Origin of the sequence: Candidatus Enterococcus willemsii (assembly GCF_009933335.1) — a bacterium.
GTDB lineage: Bacteria > Bacillota > Bacilli > Lactobacillales > Enterococcaceae > Enterococcus_F > Enterococcus_F willemsii.
Window position 1 is genome coordinate 92519 of record NZ_MAEL01000042.1, and the last position, 19187, is coordinate 111705.

At 36.7% G+C, this 19187-nt stretch carries 19 protein-coding genes and 1 other RNA gene; 10 read left to right on the forward strand and 10 right to left on the reverse strand.

Features of this window, described 5'->3' with window-relative positions; genetic code table 11:
- Positions 1-158 precede the first annotated feature (158 nt).
- The 3 genes from ssrA to BAU17_RS08170 all read right to left on the reverse strand — a co-directional run bounded on the left by ssrA (position 159) and on the right by BAU17_RS08170 (position 1940).
- Positions 159-525, reverse strand: a transfer-messenger RNA (tmRNA) gene (gene ssrA / locus BAU17_RS08160).
- A 294-nt stretch (positions 526-819) separates the two neighbouring features.
- Entirely contained in the window at positions 820-1278 is a 459-nt protein-coding gene (locus tag BAU17_RS08165; RefSeq protein WP_161902318.1) for a GAF domain-containing protein, read from the reverse strand.
- Positions 1279-1283: 5 nt separating this feature from the next.
- Positions 1284-1940 (reverse strand): winged helix-turn-helix transcriptional regulator, encoded by a 657-nt coding sequence (locus tag BAU17_RS08170; RefSeq protein ID WP_161902319.1) that lies wholly within the window; start codon positions 1938-1940, stop codon positions 1284-1286.
- A 192-nt stretch (positions 1941-2132) separates the two neighbouring features.
- Here BAU17_RS08170 and BAU17_RS08175 point away from each other — a divergent pair, with 192 nt between their 5' ends.
- On the forward strand, positions 2133-3449 hold the full coding sequence (locus BAU17_RS08175; protein ID WP_161902320.1) for a murein hydrolase activator EnvC family protein: 1317 nt from the start codon (positions 2133-2135) through the stop codon (positions 3447-3449).
- A gap of 37 nt (positions 3450-3486) precedes the next feature.
- On the opposite strand, the gene BAU17_RS08180 is transcribed toward BAU17_RS08175, so the two are convergent.
- On the reverse strand, positions 3487-3921 hold the full coding sequence (locus tag BAU17_RS08180; RefSeq protein ID WP_161902321.1) for a universal stress protein: 435 nt from the start codon (positions 3919-3921) through the stop codon (positions 3487-3489).
- 191 nt (positions 3922-4112) lie between these two features.
- Between BAU17_RS08180 and BAU17_RS08185 the strand changes: the two genes are divergently transcribed.
- Both BAU17_RS08185 and BAU17_RS08190 read left to right on the forward strand, forming a co-directional pair.
- Positions 4113-4943 (forward strand): SPFH domain-containing protein, encoded by an 831-nt coding sequence (locus tag BAU17_RS08185; RefSeq protein ID WP_161902322.1) that lies wholly within the window; start codon positions 4113-4115, stop codon positions 4941-4943.
- A complete protein-coding gene (locus BAU17_RS08190) occupies positions 4943-5083 on the forward strand; it encodes a hypothetical protein (protein WP_161902323.1) in 141 nt (46 codons plus the stop codon). Before BAU17_RS08185 ends, BAU17_RS08190 begins: the two co-directional genes overlap by 1 nt.
- Before the next feature lie 74 nt (positions 5084-5157).
- On the opposite strand, the gene BAU17_RS08195 is transcribed toward BAU17_RS08190, so the two are convergent.
- Positions 5158-5928, reverse strand: coding sequence for a Cof-type HAD-IIB family hydrolase (locus tag BAU17_RS08195; protein ID WP_161902324.1), 771 nt, complete (start codon positions 5926-5928; stop codon positions 5158-5160).
- Between the two features lie 153 nt (positions 5929-6081).
- On the opposite strand from BAU17_RS08195, the gene BAU17_RS08200 reads away from it, so the two are divergent.
- Positions 6082-6798 (forward strand): response regulator transcription factor, encoded by a 717-nt coding sequence (locus BAU17_RS08200; protein WP_161902325.1) that lies wholly within the window; start codon positions 6082-6084, stop codon positions 6796-6798.
- On the forward strand, positions 6798-8240 hold the full coding sequence (locus BAU17_RS08205; RefSeq protein ID WP_161902326.1) for a sensor histidine kinase: 1443 nt from the start codon (positions 6798-6800) through the stop codon (positions 8238-8240). The genes BAU17_RS08200 and BAU17_RS08205 overlap by 1 nt, the downstream gene beginning before the upstream one ends.
- Positions 8241-8284: 44 nt before the next feature.
- Here BAU17_RS08205 and BAU17_RS08210 read toward each other — a convergent pair whose 3' ends face one another.
- The 3 genes from BAU17_RS08210 to BAU17_RS08220 all read right to left on the reverse strand — a co-directional run bounded on the left by BAU17_RS08210 (position 8285) and on the right by BAU17_RS08220 (position 11742).
- Entirely contained in the window at positions 8285-8773 is a 489-nt protein-coding gene (locus BAU17_RS08210) for a hypothetical protein (protein ID WP_161902327.1), read from the reverse strand.
- Positions 8752-9495: a hypothetical protein gene (locus tag BAU17_RS08215; RefSeq protein ID WP_161902328.1), complete on the reverse strand. Its 744-nt coding sequence runs from the start codon at positions 9493-9495 to the stop codon at positions 8752-8754. The genes BAU17_RS08210 and BAU17_RS08215 overlap by 22 nt, the downstream gene beginning before the upstream one ends.
- Before the next feature lie 114 nt (positions 9496-9609).
- Complete coding sequence (locus BAU17_RS08220) at positions 9610-11742, reverse strand: LTA synthase family protein (RefSeq protein ID WP_161902357.1); 2133 nt, start codon at positions 11740-11742, stop codon at positions 9610-9612.
- A gap of 211 nt (positions 11743-11953) precedes the next feature.
- Here BAU17_RS08220 and BAU17_RS08225 point away from each other — a divergent pair, with 211 nt between their 5' ends.
- From BAU17_RS08225 to ybaK, 3 genes are read left to right on the forward strand one after another with little or no spacing between them, the layout of a single operon-like run.
- Positions 11954-13120 carry a class I SAM-dependent rRNA methyltransferase gene (locus tag BAU17_RS08225; RefSeq protein ID WP_161902329.1) on the forward strand — a complete coding sequence of 389 codons (1167 nt, stop codon included), beginning with the start codon at positions 11954-11956 and terminating at the stop codon, positions 13118-13120.
- Positions 13121-13136: 16 nt separating this feature from the next.
- The gene (aroD, locus tag BAU17_RS08230) at positions 13137-13892 is read left to right on the forward strand and encodes a type I 3-dehydroquinate dehydratase (RefSeq protein WP_418904770.1); all 756 of its coding nucleotides are present in this window, start codon (positions 13137-13139) and stop codon (positions 13890-13892) included.
- A gap of 13 nt (positions 13893-13905) precedes the next feature.
- The gene (ybaK, locus tag BAU17_RS08235) at positions 13906-14382 is read left to right on the forward strand and encodes a Cys-tRNA(Pro) deacylase (protein WP_161902330.1); all 477 of its coding nucleotides are present in this window, start codon (positions 13906-13908) and stop codon (positions 14380-14382) included.
- A gap of 43 nt (positions 14383-14425) precedes the next feature.
- On the opposite strand, the gene BAU17_RS08240 is transcribed toward ybaK, so the two are convergent.
- Positions 14426-15688, reverse strand: coding sequence for a BaiN/RdsA family NAD(P)/FAD-dependent oxidoreductase (locus BAU17_RS08240; protein ID WP_161902331.1), 1263 nt, complete (start codon positions 15686-15688; stop codon positions 14426-14428).
- A gap of 112 nt (positions 15689-15800) precedes the next feature.
- On the opposite strand from BAU17_RS08240, the gene gdhA reads away from it, so the two are divergent.
- The gene (gene gdhA / locus BAU17_RS08245) at positions 15801-17147 is read left to right on the forward strand and encodes an NADP-specific glutamate dehydrogenase (RefSeq protein WP_161902332.1); all 1347 of its coding nucleotides are present in this window, start codon (positions 15801-15803) and stop codon (positions 17145-17147) included.
- Between the two features lie 85 nt (positions 17148-17232).
- Positions 17233-18579, forward strand: coding sequence for a glucose-6-phosphate isomerase (locus BAU17_RS08250; RefSeq protein WP_161902333.1), 1347 nt, complete (start codon positions 17233-17235; stop codon positions 18577-18579).
- A gap of 48 nt (positions 18580-18627) precedes the next feature.
- Here BAU17_RS08250 and BAU17_RS08255 read toward each other — a convergent pair whose 3' ends face one another.
- Positions 18628-19185, reverse strand: a complete 558-nt coding sequence (locus tag BAU17_RS08255) for a histidine phosphatase family protein (RefSeq protein ID WP_161902334.1) — start codon at positions 19183-19185, stop codon at positions 18628-18630.
- Between the last annotated feature and the right edge of the window lie 2 nt (positions 19186-19187).

Sequence of the window (19187 nt, forward strand, 5' to 3'; positions counted from 1 at the left end):
GATAAGTGTACCATGAAATAGAGGGTAGTCTAGTTGAATTTTGAGTCTTTTTGTTTGGTAATGACGTTTAAGGGGAAGAGCGTGGTGATAAGGGTTTTCTAGTATAACAAAAAACTTGCTAAACCATTGATTTACCAATGATTTAGCAAGTTCGCCAAGTATGGAGGCGGCGGGAGTCGAACCCGCGTCCAAACATATCGCTACCCAAAAATCTACGCTCATAGTCAGTTCTATTTAAGAGATTCGCTCGATAAATCGCCGAATGACAGGCTACTTATGTCGCTAGTCTGATGAACTCTTCTTATTCTTACAGACGGAAAGAATAAGCGTATCCCACTTAGAATAGGACCCTGACCCGAGTACATGGGCGATACCGGGAGGATCTACGTTAACTGTTTTTAGGCAGCTAAAGCGTAAGAGTTATTGTTTTTAGCAGTTATATTTAACTGTAACGTTTTAGCGTAGTCGTAACCTACGAAGCGCAATTCAAGCTCGAACTATGCCTGTCGAATCCGTAACGCCCCCTTTATATAAAGGGGTCTTACCTTAGATAGTATAACATAAATTTCGTTAATTTCAATGAAAAAGGACTGACCTGTTTTGACTATGTTACATTTGACTACTTCTTTGTAAAACTGTAACAAAAATAATCTTCCTGTAACTGCATTTTATGCTATTCTTTTTTCAAGGGGGACAGTTATATGGAAGATATTTTCTTTGCGCCATTTGATTGGTTATATCGTGTCATCTCAGGAAATAATGGACAATGACCGTGATTTAATAAAGAGCTGACCAAGAGAATCTTGGTCAGCTCCTTTTCTATTTACTTGTTAATAAAAGGTCAACATATTGTTCTAAAAATTGTTGATCGATGGCATCATAACTATTTATTTGACTACTATCAATATCAAGAACGCCAATTAATTCACCGTTTTTAACCATGGGTACAACAATTTCTGACATCGCTTGTGAGTCGCAAGAAATATAGTTAGCATGTTCTTTGACATTTCCAACAATCAAGGTTTCTTGTTTTTCTGCAGATTCGCCACAGACACCTTTACCTAGTTGAATACGGGTACACGATACGCGACCTTGGAAAGGTCCTAAAATTAGTTCGCCTTCTTCAAACAAATAGTATCCAGCAAAGACTGTATCTTGCAATGTTTCATTTAATAAAGCCGAAGAGTTTGCTAGATTAGCAAGCCAATTTGTTTCTGCTTCTAACAATCCCTTTTGTTGTAGTAATAATAATTCATAAACTTCTTTTTTTGTTTGCATACTCTTTACTCCTCTTGATATTGGAATCGATAACCACGTCCGTGAACTGTTTTAATATAGTCAAATGAACGATTGGATAATTCGATTTTCCTCCGTAAATTTTTAATATGGGTGTCAATGGCGCGATGCATGCCTCGTTGATTATTTAATAGAACGAGTAATTCATCCCGTGAATAAATCCGATTGGGATGTTGCATGAATTGTAACAGAAGTTGGTACTCAGAAGCTGTTAGCAAGACTTCTTTTCCTTCTACATAAACTTGTTGTGTATTTGTTTGTAATACCAATTCTTCACCATTATAGTGCAAAGCTTCTGGTAGTTGATAGTTTTCAATTAAACGTAAAATAGCTTTTAAGCGAGCCAGTAATTCTCTTGGGCTTAAGTGAAAGGGCCAAATAAGGTCAACTCCTTCATTTAATAATTGGCAACGTTCATTTTCGGTCAGATTTTCTTCTAAAAAGATATACCATGTTCTCTCTTTAGACTCCTCTACAATTTGTCGCCAAGTATTGGATTGAAATTGTTCGGGAAATAGTAGAATGATATCTTGATTTGGTTCGATTTGATTGGAGAGAGAACAAGTTGTAAAAGGTAACTCCGTCTGCAACCAATGCCGATATTCTTCAAACTTTTCTGTTTGACTAAGTAGTTGAATATTCATGTTTCTCACCTCGTAGTTATTATACTATGAAGAAGAATTTTACAAAATAACAGATTATGTCAAATCAGTGATATATATTTCAAGTATGTTAAATATCAAGATTTTTTCACTCTTTTTTCAATCCCTCACACAAAACTCACAATTGTTCATTATATTAGGTAAAGTGAATAATATGAAAATGTGAGGTTACCTATGATTAAGTTGAAGAAAGCAACATCACTTCTTTTGTTAAGTGCATTTTTGGCTAGTCCAGTTATGACTTTAGCAGATGAATTTGATGCGAAAATCAAAGAACAAGATCAAAAAATAGAATCACTTGAGAAACAAAAACAAAGTGCTGAGGCAAATTTAGCTAAAATTGAAGCACGTGTAGCAACTGTTCAACAAGAAATTGAAACAGTTATCGCTGAAAAAACGGCAGAAGAAAAACGTTTAAATGAATTAAATGCAGAAATTGAAGATTTAAAAGTAGTCATTGCCAAACGTGACGAGCGTTTAAAAGAGCAAGCAGTCAACGTACAGACAAATCACGGAACAGACAATTATTTAGAAACAATTCTAAATGCGGAATCGTTATCTGAGGCATTTAGTCGTACAGTTGCGTTAACAACGATTGTTGGGGCAAATAATGATATTATTGAAGATCAACAAGCAGACCAAAAAAAATTAGAAGGTCTTTTAGCAGAATCAGAAGAACGTTTAGCAACGATTGAACAAAAAAGTGCTGAATTAGCGGATAAACAACAAGAATTAGTTGAAACGCAATTAGAACAAGAAGTGGTAATTAATGAATTACAAGCTTCAGTTACTTCTGAAAAATCGCAACGAGAAAAATTTGTGAAGCAAAAAGAAGAAGCTGAACGCAAACGTCAAGAACAACTAAAAGCATTAGCTGAACAAAGAGCACGTGAAGAAGCAGCACGTAAAAAAGCTGCTGAAGCAGAGGCAGAGGCAATTGCACAGGCAAATGCAGCCCAACAAGCGCAAAACAATGCGCCTGCACCTACGCAGTCACAGCCAGAAGCTCAAACTGCAACGGTTGCCCCTACAGTTGTAGAGGCTCCTGCACAAACGGAATCAGCATCTGTTGCATCCGAACCAACATCGAATTCATCAGGTTGGGCTTCACCGGTAAGTAGTATTTCAGTGTCAAGTCCATTTGGTCCTCGTGCTAATCCAACAGGTCCTGGTACAGAGTTCCACAACGGAATTGATTTAGTTGGTTCAACAGGTACACCAATTTATGCAGCGAAATCTGGTAAAGTAGTGCAATCTGGTTTTGACCCGAGTGGTGGAAACTATGTCATTGTTGATCATGGAGATGGTTATTTCTCTCATTACTTGCATTTAAGCAGTATTGCTGTATCTAACGGACAATCAGTTAGTCAAGGTACGACTGTTGGTGGGATGGGAACAACAGGTAATTCAACAGGTACCCATTTACACTTTGGTATTGGTACTGGAGTTTGGAGTGGCTTTGTAGATCCTGCACCATTTATTGGCGCATAGTAAAAAGAGTGAATCGCATGCGATTCACTCTTTTTTATTATTTAACGACTAAAACATTACAAATGGCATGGTTGACAACGAAAGCTGTAGTGGAACCAATTAAAGCTTGTGTTAATGCTCCTTTACCTGTAGAACCCATTATAATTAAATCAATGTCATATTCTTCTGGGAGATCAGTGGCGATTTTACGTTTTGGTGAGCCAACTTCAATAATTGTATGAACATTGTGAATACCTGCTTCTTTTACATGTGCGGCTTTCTTTTCCATAAAGTCTTTAACAAATGCTTCTTCATCATGAAGTAACTTAGAAAAGGCATACGCACTTGTCGTCAATTCAACATCATTAATAATCCAAGCAAGATATACCTCAGAATGATTTCTTTTGGCAATCTCAACGGCTTCTGCAAATGCTTTTTCCGACTGACTAGAACCATCCAACGCAATTAACAATTTTTTATAGCTTGCTAACATTGTAAACGCCTCCTTTTCTATATTATAACACTAGAAAAACATTCATGCAAAAAACGTTTCTTTAGATTTTGCATGAAAGCTACACTTTTGTTTCCGTGAAAAGTAATAAATCCGACTTTTGATGTATGTCTATCTAAATCAAAATAACGTATAATAAGAGAGAAAACAAAATAGAAAAGAGTAGATGAAAAATGAAGAAAAAAAGTGTGAGTAAGGGTGCATCAAGTGCCATTAAAGTGGGGATAACAGCAATTTTGGTATTAATTGTTGCCGTTGTTGGTGGGCTACTATTTTTTGAACGTATCGAGAATGGCTATGTAGGGGTTCGTTATTCAATTAATGGTGGTGTACGTGATGAGACTTTAGGACAAGGGATTAAATTTGTCGGATTGGATAAAGTGACACAATATCCGATTCGCTTGCAAACTATTCAAGCAGAGAGTTTATCGATTGCTACATCAGATGGGAAGAAAACATCGGTAAACATTAAGTATGATTACAAAATTGATCCAACCAAAACGTCAGCAATGTACAAAGAGTTTGGGAATATCACGTCCGAAGATATTGAAGAAGGTTGGCTAAAATCAAAATTACAGAAAGAAGCACGTGAAGTGTATTCAAAATACACGATTTTAGAAGTTTTATCTGGCAAATCGTCTGAAGCAGAAGGAAATCTATTGAAGAATTTTGCAAATGCGGTCGAAACAAAAGGATTTGTAGTAGAAGATGTGACAGTTGGTGTTCCTGAAATTGATCCAGAGACGCAAAAATCAATTGACGCCATTGTCTTATCTGGTCAAGAAAATGAAAAAGCCAAGCTAGATGCTGAAACAAAGAAAACCCAAGCCGATGCAAACGCTTATGAAATTACCAAACAAGCCGAAGCTGAGGCAGAAGCAAATAAAAAAATTGCGGAATCGGTCACAGAAAATCTTATTAAGTATGAAGAAGCGCAAGCTCGTAAAGAACATGGATGGGTCACTGTCAATGGTGCCAATGCAATCGTTAAAGATGGTGAGTAATGATGATATTTTTTATCATGAAATTTCTATTCGTTGTTGCGTTGATTGTCCTTGGAGGTTCGCTGATTGTTGCACAGTGGCAAAAAAATAAAGCGAGAAAGCAAGAAGAGTCTAAGGATGATCGCTGGAATGATTTTTAATTAAGCAAAAATAAAAACTATCCGATGAAATCGAAGAGAAGTTTTCTCTTGGTTGTTCGGATAGTTTTTTTGAGTTAAATCAAATCAAAATGTTTTAAGGCATGAACAATGCCACCATCAGTATTTTTTTTCGTAACAAAATCAGCAATATCTTTCAACCCATCAATGGCATTTCCCATGGCAATTTTGTTGTCACAAGCTTCTAATAGCGCAAAATCGTTATTGCCATCGCCAAAACCAAATGTCGGTATATTTTCTACATCCATTAATTGTTTTAAGTGGGAAACGGCACTGCCTTTCGATGTTCCTTTGTTGACAATATCGATTGAAAAGGGACCATTTCGATAAAATGTTAATTCCGGAAATTGTTCGTGATAATACGCATCGCCTTCCTGTGATAACACAAGGAGCATATTAACGTCTTCTGTTTGATAGCCATTTGGATTAATTTCAGGTAGATGACTATGAATATGAGCGTAGGCGCGAATCGTATTATCATCATGTTTGGTTGCCCAATAGGCACCATGATTATAGAAAGAGAGAGCGTGATTATTTTTTTCGGTAGCAGCAATCATTCGCTGGGAAACATCAGTCGTAATTTTTTCATTATACACTTCTTCTCCATCTATACGGATAAATGCACCGTTCATCACAATATTAGAAGTAATGCCGGCAGCTTGACGAATCTGTTGAATCTCTACTTCAGTTCGCCCCGTTGCGATAATTGGTAAGACATTGTTTTGTTTTAATTGATGCATGGCTTTGGTAATTTCAGGTGTGATTTTTGATTGCCCGTCTAAAAGCGTGCCATCTAAATCAAAAAAAGCTAGTGCTTGGTAGGTCATAAAATAGACTCCTTTTTCATTCATTTCTTTTATCATAACAAAGAATGAAAAAAAGCGAAAGGATTCATGAATTAAATGTGAAGCGGTTGGTCAGAAAGATATTTTCGAGTATACTAAGGTTTAGATATAGGAATATTAATAGAGGTGAGAAGAATGAACATTTTAATGATTGAAGATAATGAGTCAGTTGCAGAAATGATGCAAATGTTTTTTTTAAACGAAGGTTGGGAAGCGACCTTCAAATATGACGGGCAAGAAGGATTAGATGCTTTTTTAGAAGATGCAAACAAATGGGATATGATTACGCTTGATTTGAATTTACCAGGAATGGATGGCATGATGGTGGCGCGCGAAATCCGCAAAGTATCTAGTACTGTGCCGATTATTATGCTAACAGCGCGCGATTCTGAAAGTGATCAAGTGATTGGCTTGGAGATGGGAGCCGATGATTATGTAACTAAACCATTTAGTCCTCTGACATTAATTGCGCGTATTAAGGCGTTGCATCGCCGCAGTGAACTTGTTGAGAAAGTACCTGCAACTCCGGATAGTGATCAAACCTTTGATATTGAAACAGGTCATTTCAAAATGAACACCAAAACTAGAGAAGCTTATTTGAATGGCAAATCAATTGATGGACTAACGCCAAAGGAATTTGATTTATTATTTACGTTGGCAAAAAAACCTCGGCAAGTGTTCTCTCGCGAACAATTGTTGGAGTTGGTTTGGGATTACCAGTATTTTGGTGATGAGCGAACAGTTGATGCACATATAAAAAAATTACGTCAAAAAATTGAAAAAGTAGGGCCACAAGTGATACAAACAGTGTGGGGTGTTGGCTATAAGTTTGACGATTCAGGTGTTGCATAATGCGGTATTTGTACCAACAACTACTTGCCTTTTGGTTAGTGATTGTTATTACGCTATTGACGTTGGGAATTGCGTTTATTCAAATGACAAAAACAACCATTGAAGAGAACAACTATAAACAGTTACAAGGTTATGCTAAAGCAGTTGTTGAAGTGATGAGCGTGCGCAATAAGGTCACACCAAGTTTTGATTTAGAGGTCGACTTAGTCGCTTCATTAACGACTTCTGAGATGATTTTGAACCCGCAAGATGTGAATTTCTTCTTTTTGCGTGCCGATCAAAGTGTACTTTATCCAACGGAAGCGAATGAGATTATGTTTCCAAGCCAACGTTATTGGAAAAAATTGCAAGACGGCCAACAACAACAATTCACATTTGATCAAAATATGTTTGGGCAAAAAGAGGCGACCTCTTATACGATGCTGCCAGTGAATCTAAATAATGCCTTTTATGGTGCATTGGTTGTAACACAACCAGCGCAAAACGTGCGTGATACAACGGATGAGTTTACCTTTAATTTAATTAAAGGATTCGCCTTATCGGGGATTATTGCTTTGATTATTAGTTATTTTTATGCGATGTTTCAGGTACGGCGAATTAATCGCATGAAGATGGCAACTAAAGAAGTCGCCAATGGAAATTTTGATAGTATTTTGCCAGTGCATAATCGTGATGAATTTGATGAATTGGCTGAGGATTTTAATAAGATGACGATTTCTCTCAAAGAATCACATGAGGAAATTGAACGCCAAGAAGAACGTCGTCGTCAATTTATGGCAGATGCTTCTCATGAGATGCGCACCCCTTTGACGACTATTAATGGATTATTAGAGGGATTAGAATATAATGCCATCCCCGAAGATCAACGAGAAAATGCAGTTCGTCTAATGAAAAATGAAACAGAACGGCTAATTCGCTTGGTGAATGAGAATTTAGATTACGAAAAAATTCGTACCAATCAAATTTCAATTGTGGTCAAAAAATTTGACGGGACCGAAGCATTGAAAACAATCTTAACACAATTACAGAGCAAAGCAAAAGCTGCCAATAATCAATTGATTTTAACCACGGAAGAGTCGGTCGATATTTATGCTGACTATGATCGCTTTGTCCAGATAGTCGTAAATATCATTCAAAATGCGATTCAATTTACTGAAAATGGTGAGATTCGAATTAAGATTGAAAAAGGATATTTAGAAACGATTGTTGAAATTGCTGATACTGGTATTGGGATGAGTGAAGAACAGTTAAAAAATATTTGGGATCGTTACTACAAAGTAGATCCTTCGCGGAAGAATCGTAAATTTGGCGAATCTGGTCTAGGACTACCAATTGTGCAGCAACTTGTTCGTTTGCATAAAGGAAAAATTGATGTTCAAAGTGAACTTGGCAAAGGGACCACTTTTCGAATTAGTTTTCCAGATACGGAGATTGTGGATTAGCATAAAAAGCATGGCAACTAAGAAGCTCAGGTGCCATGCTTTTTTTATAAAACAGCATCGATATACGAAGCCTGTTGTAGTTGTTCATCGGTACTAAACAAAAGAATTTTTACTTTTTGAGTATGAGCAATCTTTTGACAAAAAGGTAGTAGCCATTGAATATCTTGAATTGTGAGATGCTCACAACATTGTTGTAAGAGAATAATTTGTTTTTTTTGTAGAAGTTGGCGGACTAACTGCAATTTAATTTTCTCTAAGGAAGTGAGTTGTTCTTTGGTTTTTCTTAGGGTTGTCATTGAAATATCAGCCAATCGTAAATAAATACCGACTTTGGTCAGTTGCCTTTTTTTGATTCCCAAGAGGACATTTTCTTTTAGCGAAAGAAAAGGCAGTAATTCCCATTCTTCTTGAACATTTCCGATATCTTCAATTGTGTTGACTGAAGTTAGTTGTAACCTACTTTCAGCAATATTTGGAGTAGACACGAGATAAAAACCAATTGGTAGATTGGTTAATGCGAGTGATTGTTCCATTGATGATACCTCCTGTATGTGAAAATTGAGCAGATTAGCGTATTAATGATGATTAACAGTAAACCTAGTGTGTATGCAATTCTCCAAAGGCTTGTAAAGAATAAGTGAATCCAATCTTGTACGCTTAATTGCATCACGGTAACAAGTCCGGTGTTTGTCGTAGGCACGCGAACCAATAATTTATTCGTAATCGACTGTTCAGTTATTTCTAATGGCACATGCTCACCAAATAGGTTAAAAAAACCGAGATGGGCATGTAGTAACAAGTTTCCTAACGTATTTTGAAAAATGATAAGAACGAGCGAGAAAATTAGTAGAATCAAGCCAAAAGGCAATAAACATTCTGCCAAATTTAATCGTATCCAGCTATTCATTGAACTGCCAGAACGATACCAAGCAACTAGTTCTTGTTGTTTGCTTTTTTGATAACGAATTGATAAATAAGTAAAGAATAACAGTAACCCTATAAATAAGCTAATAGTCACTTGAGAATACAAATGATCTAACCGATTTGTCGGACTTTCAATTTGTCTTAAAATTTGAGGATTATCCAGATAACCGGCTGAGAATAAAAAAGCTTCAGTATGTTGTAAAAGGATGGGTAATGACTGTTGGAGACTGTCAAAAAAGAAAAGTAGCAGACTACCTGCAAATAGACTAATTATGTAGATGGTGGTTGCACGCCGATGATATTTTAAGCTAGCATAAGCAAATTTTAACATAGCAGGTCCCTCACTTTCATATTATTTAGTATATAAAAGGAATTTGAAAAAAATATGAATATCTTATAGTAAAAAAAAGAAACCCTACTTTTTGAACAAAGTAGGGTTTCTTTTTTATTCCTCACTATTAGTTGTTTCTTCGGTAATCGTTGGATTGTATTCCTGATACGATTTTGATTGGTACATATCAACGGTTGATTGATCGTTATGTTGAGAATAGACGCTTGTTGATTTGTCGCCTAACTCATTTTCCAAGTTTATCAAGCGTTCTTTAATATTTTTGTAGCTGTAATCATTTGGATCAATTGGTTCCAAGCCACTATTTGTATGGAAACGAAGAAGATCACCATTATTTACTTTATCCGACATTTCTAATTGAGTAGTAGCTTCTTTTTGTAATTCATCAATTTTTGCTTGCAGCTCTTCAGATGGTTCGGTGATTGGTAGTTTCGTTTCATTGCTATAAAGCGTACCACCATAATACGTATATTCTGGTGTCATGAACGAACCATCACGGAACACCGCCATTTGTTGATGGTCTTTAGAGAATAAATCTTGTCCTAACTGAATATAATTAGATGTGTCAACTCCTAGTAAGTGAAGCAATGTTGGTACAGCATCAATTTGTGCGCCATATGTGTGGTTAATACCACCATTTTCTTGACCAGGGATATGAATCATGTAAGGCACACGTTGCATTTGTGCATTGTCATAGTCATTCCAAGTACTGCTAGATTTGCCAACTAATTCTGCTAAATTACGATTACGTCCGTTAGATACACCATAATGGTCACCGTATAGGACAATAACTGAATTCTCATACAAACCACTTTCTTTTAAGTAGTTAAAGAATTCTTCTACTGACTTGTCTAAATAATTTGCGGTTGCAAAGTAGCCATTGATTGTTTCATCTGGTGTGTTTGCCATTGGGAATCCTGCATCATCATTGGTGAATTCAGCATATGGATAATGGTTAGAAACAGCAATAAACTTCGCATAAAATGGTTGTTGTAGACGTTCTAAATATTGAGCTGATTGTTGGAAGAATGGTTTATCATGTAAACCATATTGGAATGAATTATCTTCATTGACATCATAATAAGAAGCATCGAAGAAATAATCATAACCAAAACGTTTATAAACTTCATTACGATTCCAGAAGTTCCCAGAATTTCCATGGAATACAGCTGTTGTATAATCTTGTGTTTGTTTCAAAATATCTGGTGCAGCTTCAAAGGTATTTTTACCACCGAATTGAGTAAAGAATGCGCCTTGGTTTAATCCGAATAAAGAAGTTTCTAACAGTGTTTCAGCATCACTTGTTTTTCCTGCTTTGACTTGATGGAAAAAGTTGTCAAAACTATACGTACTTTTATCATGATATAAACTGTTTACAAATGGCATAACTTCATGTTCAACGCCATTTTCATCTTTTAATTTATAATCAATTAAAAATTGTTGGGTACTTTCTAAATGAATATAGATAACATTTTTTCCTTTAGCAATACCAAACATATCATCGTTAGGTGCTGCATAATGTCCTTTAACATAATCTTCGACTTCCTTCATGTCATTCGGACTTGCTTCCGCACGGACTTGTGTTGTTTTATAGGTTTGAACCGCATCGTAAGCCGTAAAAGCATTAATCCCTAGATATTTTACTAAGTAATCACGTGAAAAAGTTCGTGTCAACAAACCTGTACGATCGGTTTCTGCTAAAAATAGGTTTCCTGAGAACACCATGATTGCCAAGGTTGATACGGCTAAAGCCATTCTTGCGCGAACTGGTTTTTCTTCCATCTTAATCGTTTTAGTCATTAACGCAATAGTTAAGAGCACGAAATCAAGGAAATAAAAGACATCAGTTGGGTGGAAAAGTTTCAATGCACTTTGTCCTAAACCTTCTGCTACTTTTCCAGCGCCTAGCATCGTGTTAATCGTAATAAAATCGGTAAATTCACGATAGTAAGTGATATTTGCGAACAAGAGAATCGTCATGATGAGATAAATAATCATCATTGTCGTATACGATAGCTTCTTTCGTCTGACGTATAAGGCAATCGATAGTAGTAACAAAGTTGTTGCAATAGGGTTAATGAACAAAATAAAATATTGAATTGGACTTTCAATGCCCAAATTAAATTCTGTCAGATAAGCAGCAATATTTTTTGCCCAAAGCAACACAGTTAATAAACCAAAGAATCCTAGTCTCGTGTTTAAAAAGTTTGGCATTTTTAAATTTTTCAAAGGAATAATCCCCGCTTTCTCAAAATCTGTATGAAAAATCATTTGTTGATTTTCAGTCGTCTTTTTCATTTTACTAAAGGAGAGCAAAGCATGTCAATGAAATAAAGAGAAAGCCTTTTAAATTAAATATTTCTTTACCATTCATCTATGGCAGACAAAGAAAATTCTTTTTGTTATACTACAATTAATGAGAACAAAGCAGGTGTAAGAGATGAAAATAAAATTAACGCAACAAGCGATAAAAAAAATAAAGAAAAACTATCCATTAATTCAAAAAGAAGACTTAAAGACCGAAACAATGACCAACGAATGGGTAACATTTACAGATTCTATAGGACAATTTGTTGCCAAAGGATATCTTGGAAAGCAAAACAAAGGGATTGGTTGGATACTAACCCGAGAAGATTGTGCGCTTGATCATCGTTTTTTTGTGAAACGTTTTGCCTTAGCGAAAACAAAACGACAAGCTTATTATGAAGACGAATTAACGACTGCTTTTCGTGTTGTCAATGGTGAAGGCGATGAACTTGGTGGACTAATCATCGATGTTTATGAAAATTTTGCTGTTTTTTCTTGGTACAATGACACACTATACCATAAACGTGAGTATTTAATTTCAGCATTTAAAGAAGTTTTTCCAGAAATCAGCGGAGCTTATGAAAAAATCCGTTTTGATTCAACCTTACCAGAAAGCCAATTTATTTATGGAGAGAAGGCACCGGAACCTTTAATTGTGAAAGAAAATGGGATTTCTTATGCTACTTACATGAATGAAGGGTTAATGACGGGAATTTTTCTCGATCAGCGAGAAGTTCGTGGCTTGTTGGCAGAAGGTTTTGCTTCTGGTCAAACTATCTTGAATATGTTCAGTTATACCGGAGCTTTTTCCGTTGCTGCAGCAATGGGGGGCGCTACTCAAACCACCAGTGTTGATTTAGCGAAGCGAAGTTTACCAAAAACCAAAGAGCAATTTGCTGTCAATGGATTGGATGAACAAGCACAAAAAATTCACGTGATGGATACCTTTGACTATTTCAAATATGCAAAGAAAAAAGGGCTGTCATTTGATGTTATTATTTTAGATCCACCAAGCTTTGCTAGAAACAAGAAAAAAGTATTCAGTGTCGCAAAAAATTATGGTGAGTTAATCGAAGATAGTGTAGATATTCTGACTCATCAAGGCGTGATTATTGCGTCAACCAATGCAGCTAATTTGGCACCGCACCGTTTTCAACAGATGATTGAAACAGCCTTAACGCAAAAAGGTGTCAAATTTGAACAAATCGCCCAATATCGCTTGCCAGCTGATTTTGCTGTTTGTAAAGGATTTCCAGAAGGCGATTATTTAAAAGTATTTTTCTATCGAATTGCAAAATAATCAGGGGGTGTTGTTCTTGTTACAAGTAAAAGAATTAATGATTGGAAAAGGGCGTCCGAAGATTTGTGTCCCTATTATGGGCGATACGCAAGAAAAATTGCTTGCACAGGCCTTAAAAGCAAGTCAATCCGTTGCAGATATTGTTGAATGGCGTGTGGATTATTTTGAAACCGTCTCTTCATTGGAAACTGTCTTAGCAACTCTAACTGAATTACGTGAGGCATTAGCAAATAAAGTCTTACTGGTTACGTTTCGAACGAAAGAGGAAGGCGGCGAACAGGAAATTTCGTTGGCTGATTACCGACAATTGTGTTTAGAAGTTGCCAAAACCGGAGCTGTCGATTTACTAGATGTAGAATTGGCTCGTGTGGAGTTTTTAGGTCGCGGGTTTGTTCAAGAATTAAAAGCGACACCAGTCAAGCTTGTAATGAGTAGTCATGATTTTAAAAAGACGCCAGTGGATGGAGATTTAGTGTTTCGGATTAATGTGATGAAACAATTAGGGGCGGATATTGGTAAAATTGCAACGATGCCCCAACAATTACAAGATGTTTTGCGTGTGATGGGCTTACCAACAAAAGTGCGCGGCTTTAACCAACTGCCGGTTGCTGTGATGGCAATGGGGGACTTAGGGAAAGTCACCCGTATAAGCGGTGAATTGATTGGTTCGGTATTTACCTTTGCATCACTAGAAGAAGCCTCTGCACCAGGGCAAATTCCAGTGGAGCAATTAGCCCCAATTTTAGATGTACTACATGTACCCGAGAAATAGGAAGTGACTTATTTTGGCAAAGAAAAAAAGTAAAACCAATGCCATTCGTCTAGTTGAACAACAAAAGATTGTATATACGGAGCATGAATACGAGTGGAGTGAAGACCATCTAGGTGCCGATAAAGCGGCGAAACAGTTAGGTACAGATAATATATATAAAACGCTGGTTGCAGTGGGGAATAAAACGGGCTTGCTCGTAGCGGTTATTCCAGCGAATTGCGAATTAGATTTGAAAAAAATTGCTAAAGTCAGTGGAAATAAAAAAGTAGAAATGCTTCATGTCAAAGAGTTAGAAGCAACGACTGGTTATATTCGTGGCGGATGCTCCCCGATTGGAATGAAGAAACTTTTTCCAACCTATATTGCTGATGCAGCCAAGCAATTAGACACCATAACCATTTCAGCAGGCCGACGTGGGTTGCAAATGGAATTAAATCCTGACGATTTAGCGAAAGTTGTGCATGGCGAGTTTGTGGATATTACTGAATAGATAGAAAAACGACAACCTCACTTGGGTTGTCGTTTTATTTTGATTAATAGTGGAAATAAGAAGCAATTTCAGCAGCATGAGACCCTGCTGAACGTCCTGTACAAAAAGCGGCAGTAATATTAAAACCACCTGTGTAGCCATTAATATCAATCAATTCACCGCCAAAGAATAAGCCAGGCATTAGTTTGCTTTCCATTGTTTTAGGATTAATTTCTTTTAAGTGAACACCACCACCTGTTACGAAAGACTTTTCGAGCGGGAAGGTTTTCACGATAGCAATACGAAAGTCTTTCCATAAATGGACTAGTTGTTCAAGTTGTTCATCGGTTAATTGGTTCATAGGCAATTCAGCAAGCTGTAAACGTTCCAAGTAAAAGTGTAATAAGCGCTCAGGTAAAAAAGCTGTTAAGGCATTTTTTGCCGCTTTTTTATTATCTTTACGCAATTCCACTAATTGGTTTAATAAGTCAGTTGCTTCTATGTCTGGGAAACAGTCTAGTGACACATCGACACTTGCTTGTTCTTCCAATAATTGGTTAACAAAAGAAGAACAACGCAAGGCTGCAGGACCAGAAACGCCAAAATGGGTAAATAGCAAGTCCATTTTATGCACGGTAATGGCTTTGTCTTTCGCATCTAACACTGACAACTGAACATCTCGTAAGGATAATCCTTGCAGTGTTTTGTCTTGAATAAATGGCTCTTCTGAAATTAAAGCTGATTCAGTTGGGTATAAAGGAGTAATTGTATGACCTACTTTTCGTGCTAATTTATACCCGTCACCAGTTGCGCCAGTAGAAGGGTAGGTCCGTCCACCAGTTGTTAAGATAACGCAAGGGGCATAAAAACTTTCGTATTCTGTTTCAACACCACGAATTTCAGCTTCGTGTAAAAGTTTTTTCACTACTGTGTTGGTAGCGATAGTGACATTTAATTCTTTGATACGATTAACTAGAGCATCAACGATGGTTTTTGATTTATTTGTAACTGGGAACATGCGACCGTGATCTTCTTCTTTTAGTGCAACACCTTGTGATTCAAAAAAAGCCATCACGTCCTGATTATTGAATTGTGCAAAAGTACTGTACAAAAATTTTCCGTTTCCTGGAATATGGCGAATCAAATCATCCACATCACGATTATTTGTGACATTACAGCGTCCACCACCAGTCATTAATAATTTCTTTCCAAAACGTCTATTTTTTTCAATTAATAAGACCTTGGCACCGCCTTCTGCTGCTGCGATTGTTGCCATCAAGCCACTTGTTCCACCACCGACAACAATGACATCATAGTTTGTTTCCATAGCTTTCACCTCAATGTAAATAGTTTGAAAATTTCAAAAATAATTGCTTTTTTACGTGCAAAACTGTTTTTTTTCTGCTAAAATCATACTACCAAAACAAGGGGGTATTTTCATGACGAAAGCATTAGAATATGTAAAAAGTGTCCAAGCGGAGATTCACGCAAAGGATGCGAATCAACCAGAATTTTTACAGGCTGTAGATGAATTTTTCGCAACAATTGTTCCATTTTTAGAGAAACATCCAGAGTATGAAGATAGCAACTTGTTATCATTGATTACTGAACCAGAACGTTTCATTCAATTCCGTGTCCCTTGGCAAGATGATCAAGGTAATTGGCAAGTGAATCGTGGCTATCGTATTCAGTTCAATTCAGCATTAGGCCCATATAAAGGTGGATTACGTTTCCATCCAAGTGTAAATTTAAGTATTTTGAAATTTTTAGCATTTGAACAAATCTTTAAAAATAGCTTAACTGGTCTACCAATTGGTGGGGGTAAAGGCGGAAGTGATTTTGATCCAAAAGGAAAATCAGATGCAGAAATTATGCGTTTTTGCCAAAGCTTCATGACCGAATTATCAAAACATATTGGACCAGATACAGATGTACCAGCAGGAGATATCGGTGTTGGTGGACGTGAGATTGGGTACTTGTTTGGTACGTACAAACGTCTAAAACAATACGATGCAGGTGTGTTAACTGGAAAACCACTTGATTTTTGGGGTAGCTTAGGTCGTACAGAAGCGACTGGTTATGGTGCCGTTTATTATGTTAAACATTTGTTAGCAGATTTAAACGATTCATTAGAAGGGAAAACAGCAATTGTTTCTGGTAGTGGGAACGTAGCTATCTACGCTATTGAAAAATTACAACACCTAGGTGCAACACCGGTAACTTGTTCTGATTCAAATGGTTTTATCTATGACAAAGATGGCATTGATTTAGCATTATTAAAAGATATTAAAGAAGTTAAGCGTGAACGTCTAACAGCTTATGCCGAAGCTCGTCCATCAGCAGAATACCATGAAGGATCTGTTTGGGACTTTGAAACAACAGCAGATGTAGCTTTCCCATGTGCGACGCAAAACGAAATCAATATTGAGCAAGCGAAATTATTAGTTAGCAATGGTGTGAAAGTTGTCGCAGAAGGCGCAAATATGCCTAGCACATTAGAAGCAGCAGAATACTTTATCGAAAATAATGTTTACTATTGTCCAGGTAAAGCAGCGAATGCCGGTGGTGTTGCTGTGTCAGCATTAGAAATGAGCCAAAACTCACAACGTCTTTCTTGGGAAAAAGAAGAAGTCGATGCACGTTTAGATGGCATTATGAAAAACATCTACGAAGCATGCCGTGATACAGCGAAAGAATTTGGTTCAGAAAACAACTTAATGTTAGGAGCAAACATTGCAGGTTTTGCTAAAGTAGCTAAAGCGATGTATGCACAAGGATTAGTTTAATTAGAATTTACTTGAAAAAATAGTGTAAAAAAAGTAAAGTAGTAGTTGTAATGCAACTACTACTTTTTTTTAGGAGGATTCAAGAATGGGTCATATTAATTTTGATTATTCAAAACTAGCGCCATTCGTACGTGAGCACGAACTTGAGTATATGCAAACACAAGTTTCTGCAGCTAACAAAGCGTTACGTGAAGGAACTGGTCCGGGAAATGATTTTACAGGGTGGATTGATCTGCCAAAAGATTACGATAAAGAAGAGTTTGCACGTATTAAAAAAGCAGCTGAAAAAATCCAATCTGATTCAGATGTTTTAGTTGTTATTGGAATTGGTGGTTCTTATTTAGGTGCTCGTGCAGCGATTGAATTCTTACAACATTCTTTCTTCAACGTACTACCAAAAGAAGAACGCAAAGCACCACAAGTATTCTTTGCTGGTAACTCTATTTCATCTACTTATTTAGCAGATTTAATTGAAGTGATTGGTGATCGTGACTTCTCAGTTAACGTCATTTCTAAATCAGGAACAACAACTGAGCCTGCGATTGCTTTCCGTGTTTTTAAAGAACTATTAATTAAAAAATATGGTAAAGAAGAAGCAAACAAACGCATTTACGCAACAACTGACCGTGAAAAAGGTGCTGTTAAAGTTGAAGCAGATGCTGAAGGTTGGGAAACATTCGTTATTCCAGACGACGTTGGTGGACGTTTCACTGTATTAACACCAGTTGGTTTATTACCAATTGCTGTTAGTGGTGCAGACATCGATGCTTTAATGCAAGGTGCAGAAGATGCACGTGTCGCTTATGAAAATGATGATTTACAAACAAATGAAGCGTACCAATACGCAGCACTACGTAACATCTTATACCGTAAAGGGAAAGCAATTGAAATCTTGGTGAATTACGAACCAGGTATGCAATACTTCTCTGAATGGTGGAAACAATTGTACGGCGAATCAGAAGGAAAAGACCAAAAAGGAATCTACCCTTCAAGCGCCAACTTCTCAACTGACTTACACTCTGTTGGACAAACCATCCAAGATGGTACACGCAACGTCTTTGAAACAGTTGTTAAAGTAGAAAAACCTCGTAAAGTGATTGATATTCCAGTCCAAGATGCTGATTTAGATGGTTTAGGCTATTTAGAAGGCAAAGACATTGACTTTGTAAATACGAAAGCTTTTGAAGGAACCTTACTTGCCCACACTGATGGAGACGTACCAAACTTACTTGTAAAAATCCCAGCAATGGATGCTTACACATTAGGTCATTTGGTATACTTCTTTGAAATTGCAGTAGGTATTTCTGGTTACTTAAATGGTGTGAATCCATTTGACCAACCAGGTGTAGAAGAATACAAACGCAACATGTTTGCATTGTTAGGCAAACCAGGTTTTGAAGACTTAGCCAAAGAATTAAACGAGCGTCTATAAATTGAAAAAGTGATTATCTTTGAAGAAAGATAATCACTTTTTTATCATCTAATTTTTGATGTTTAAATGCATAAAGTGAACAAGTGCGTGTTGCTCATACTCTGCCTTGAAAATATCAGGCATTTGCATTTTTTCAAATTCTTGATAAGTAAATTGCCCTTGCGTAAGGTGATGAAACAATATAGCTAAAGCAGTTCCGTGTCCGCAAATGATACAATTTTTGACAGGTTGATTGAGAATATCATAATAGACAGGTAGGAGTCGATTTTTTACTTGATTGAATGATTCACCATTGGGTAAATGATAGTCAAAATCTTGCCATTGTTTCTTAGCAAAACTAGGAAAGTCATCGACCCATTTTCCAACTGCACGCTCTCTTAGATCTGAGTGAGTCGCAATCTCTAAATTTAAAAAATCAGCTGTAGGCTGAATCGTTTGCAATGTACGTACATATGGGCTGGCGTAAATCTTCTCAATTGTTTTATCTTTGAAAAATGAAATGAGTGCTTCGGCATGCTTGCTTCCGTCTAGAGTGAGTGGTGCTTCTTGATTATTTTTGTTAGTGAAATCACGTATGGAATGTCGAACGAAATAAATAGTTTTCATAA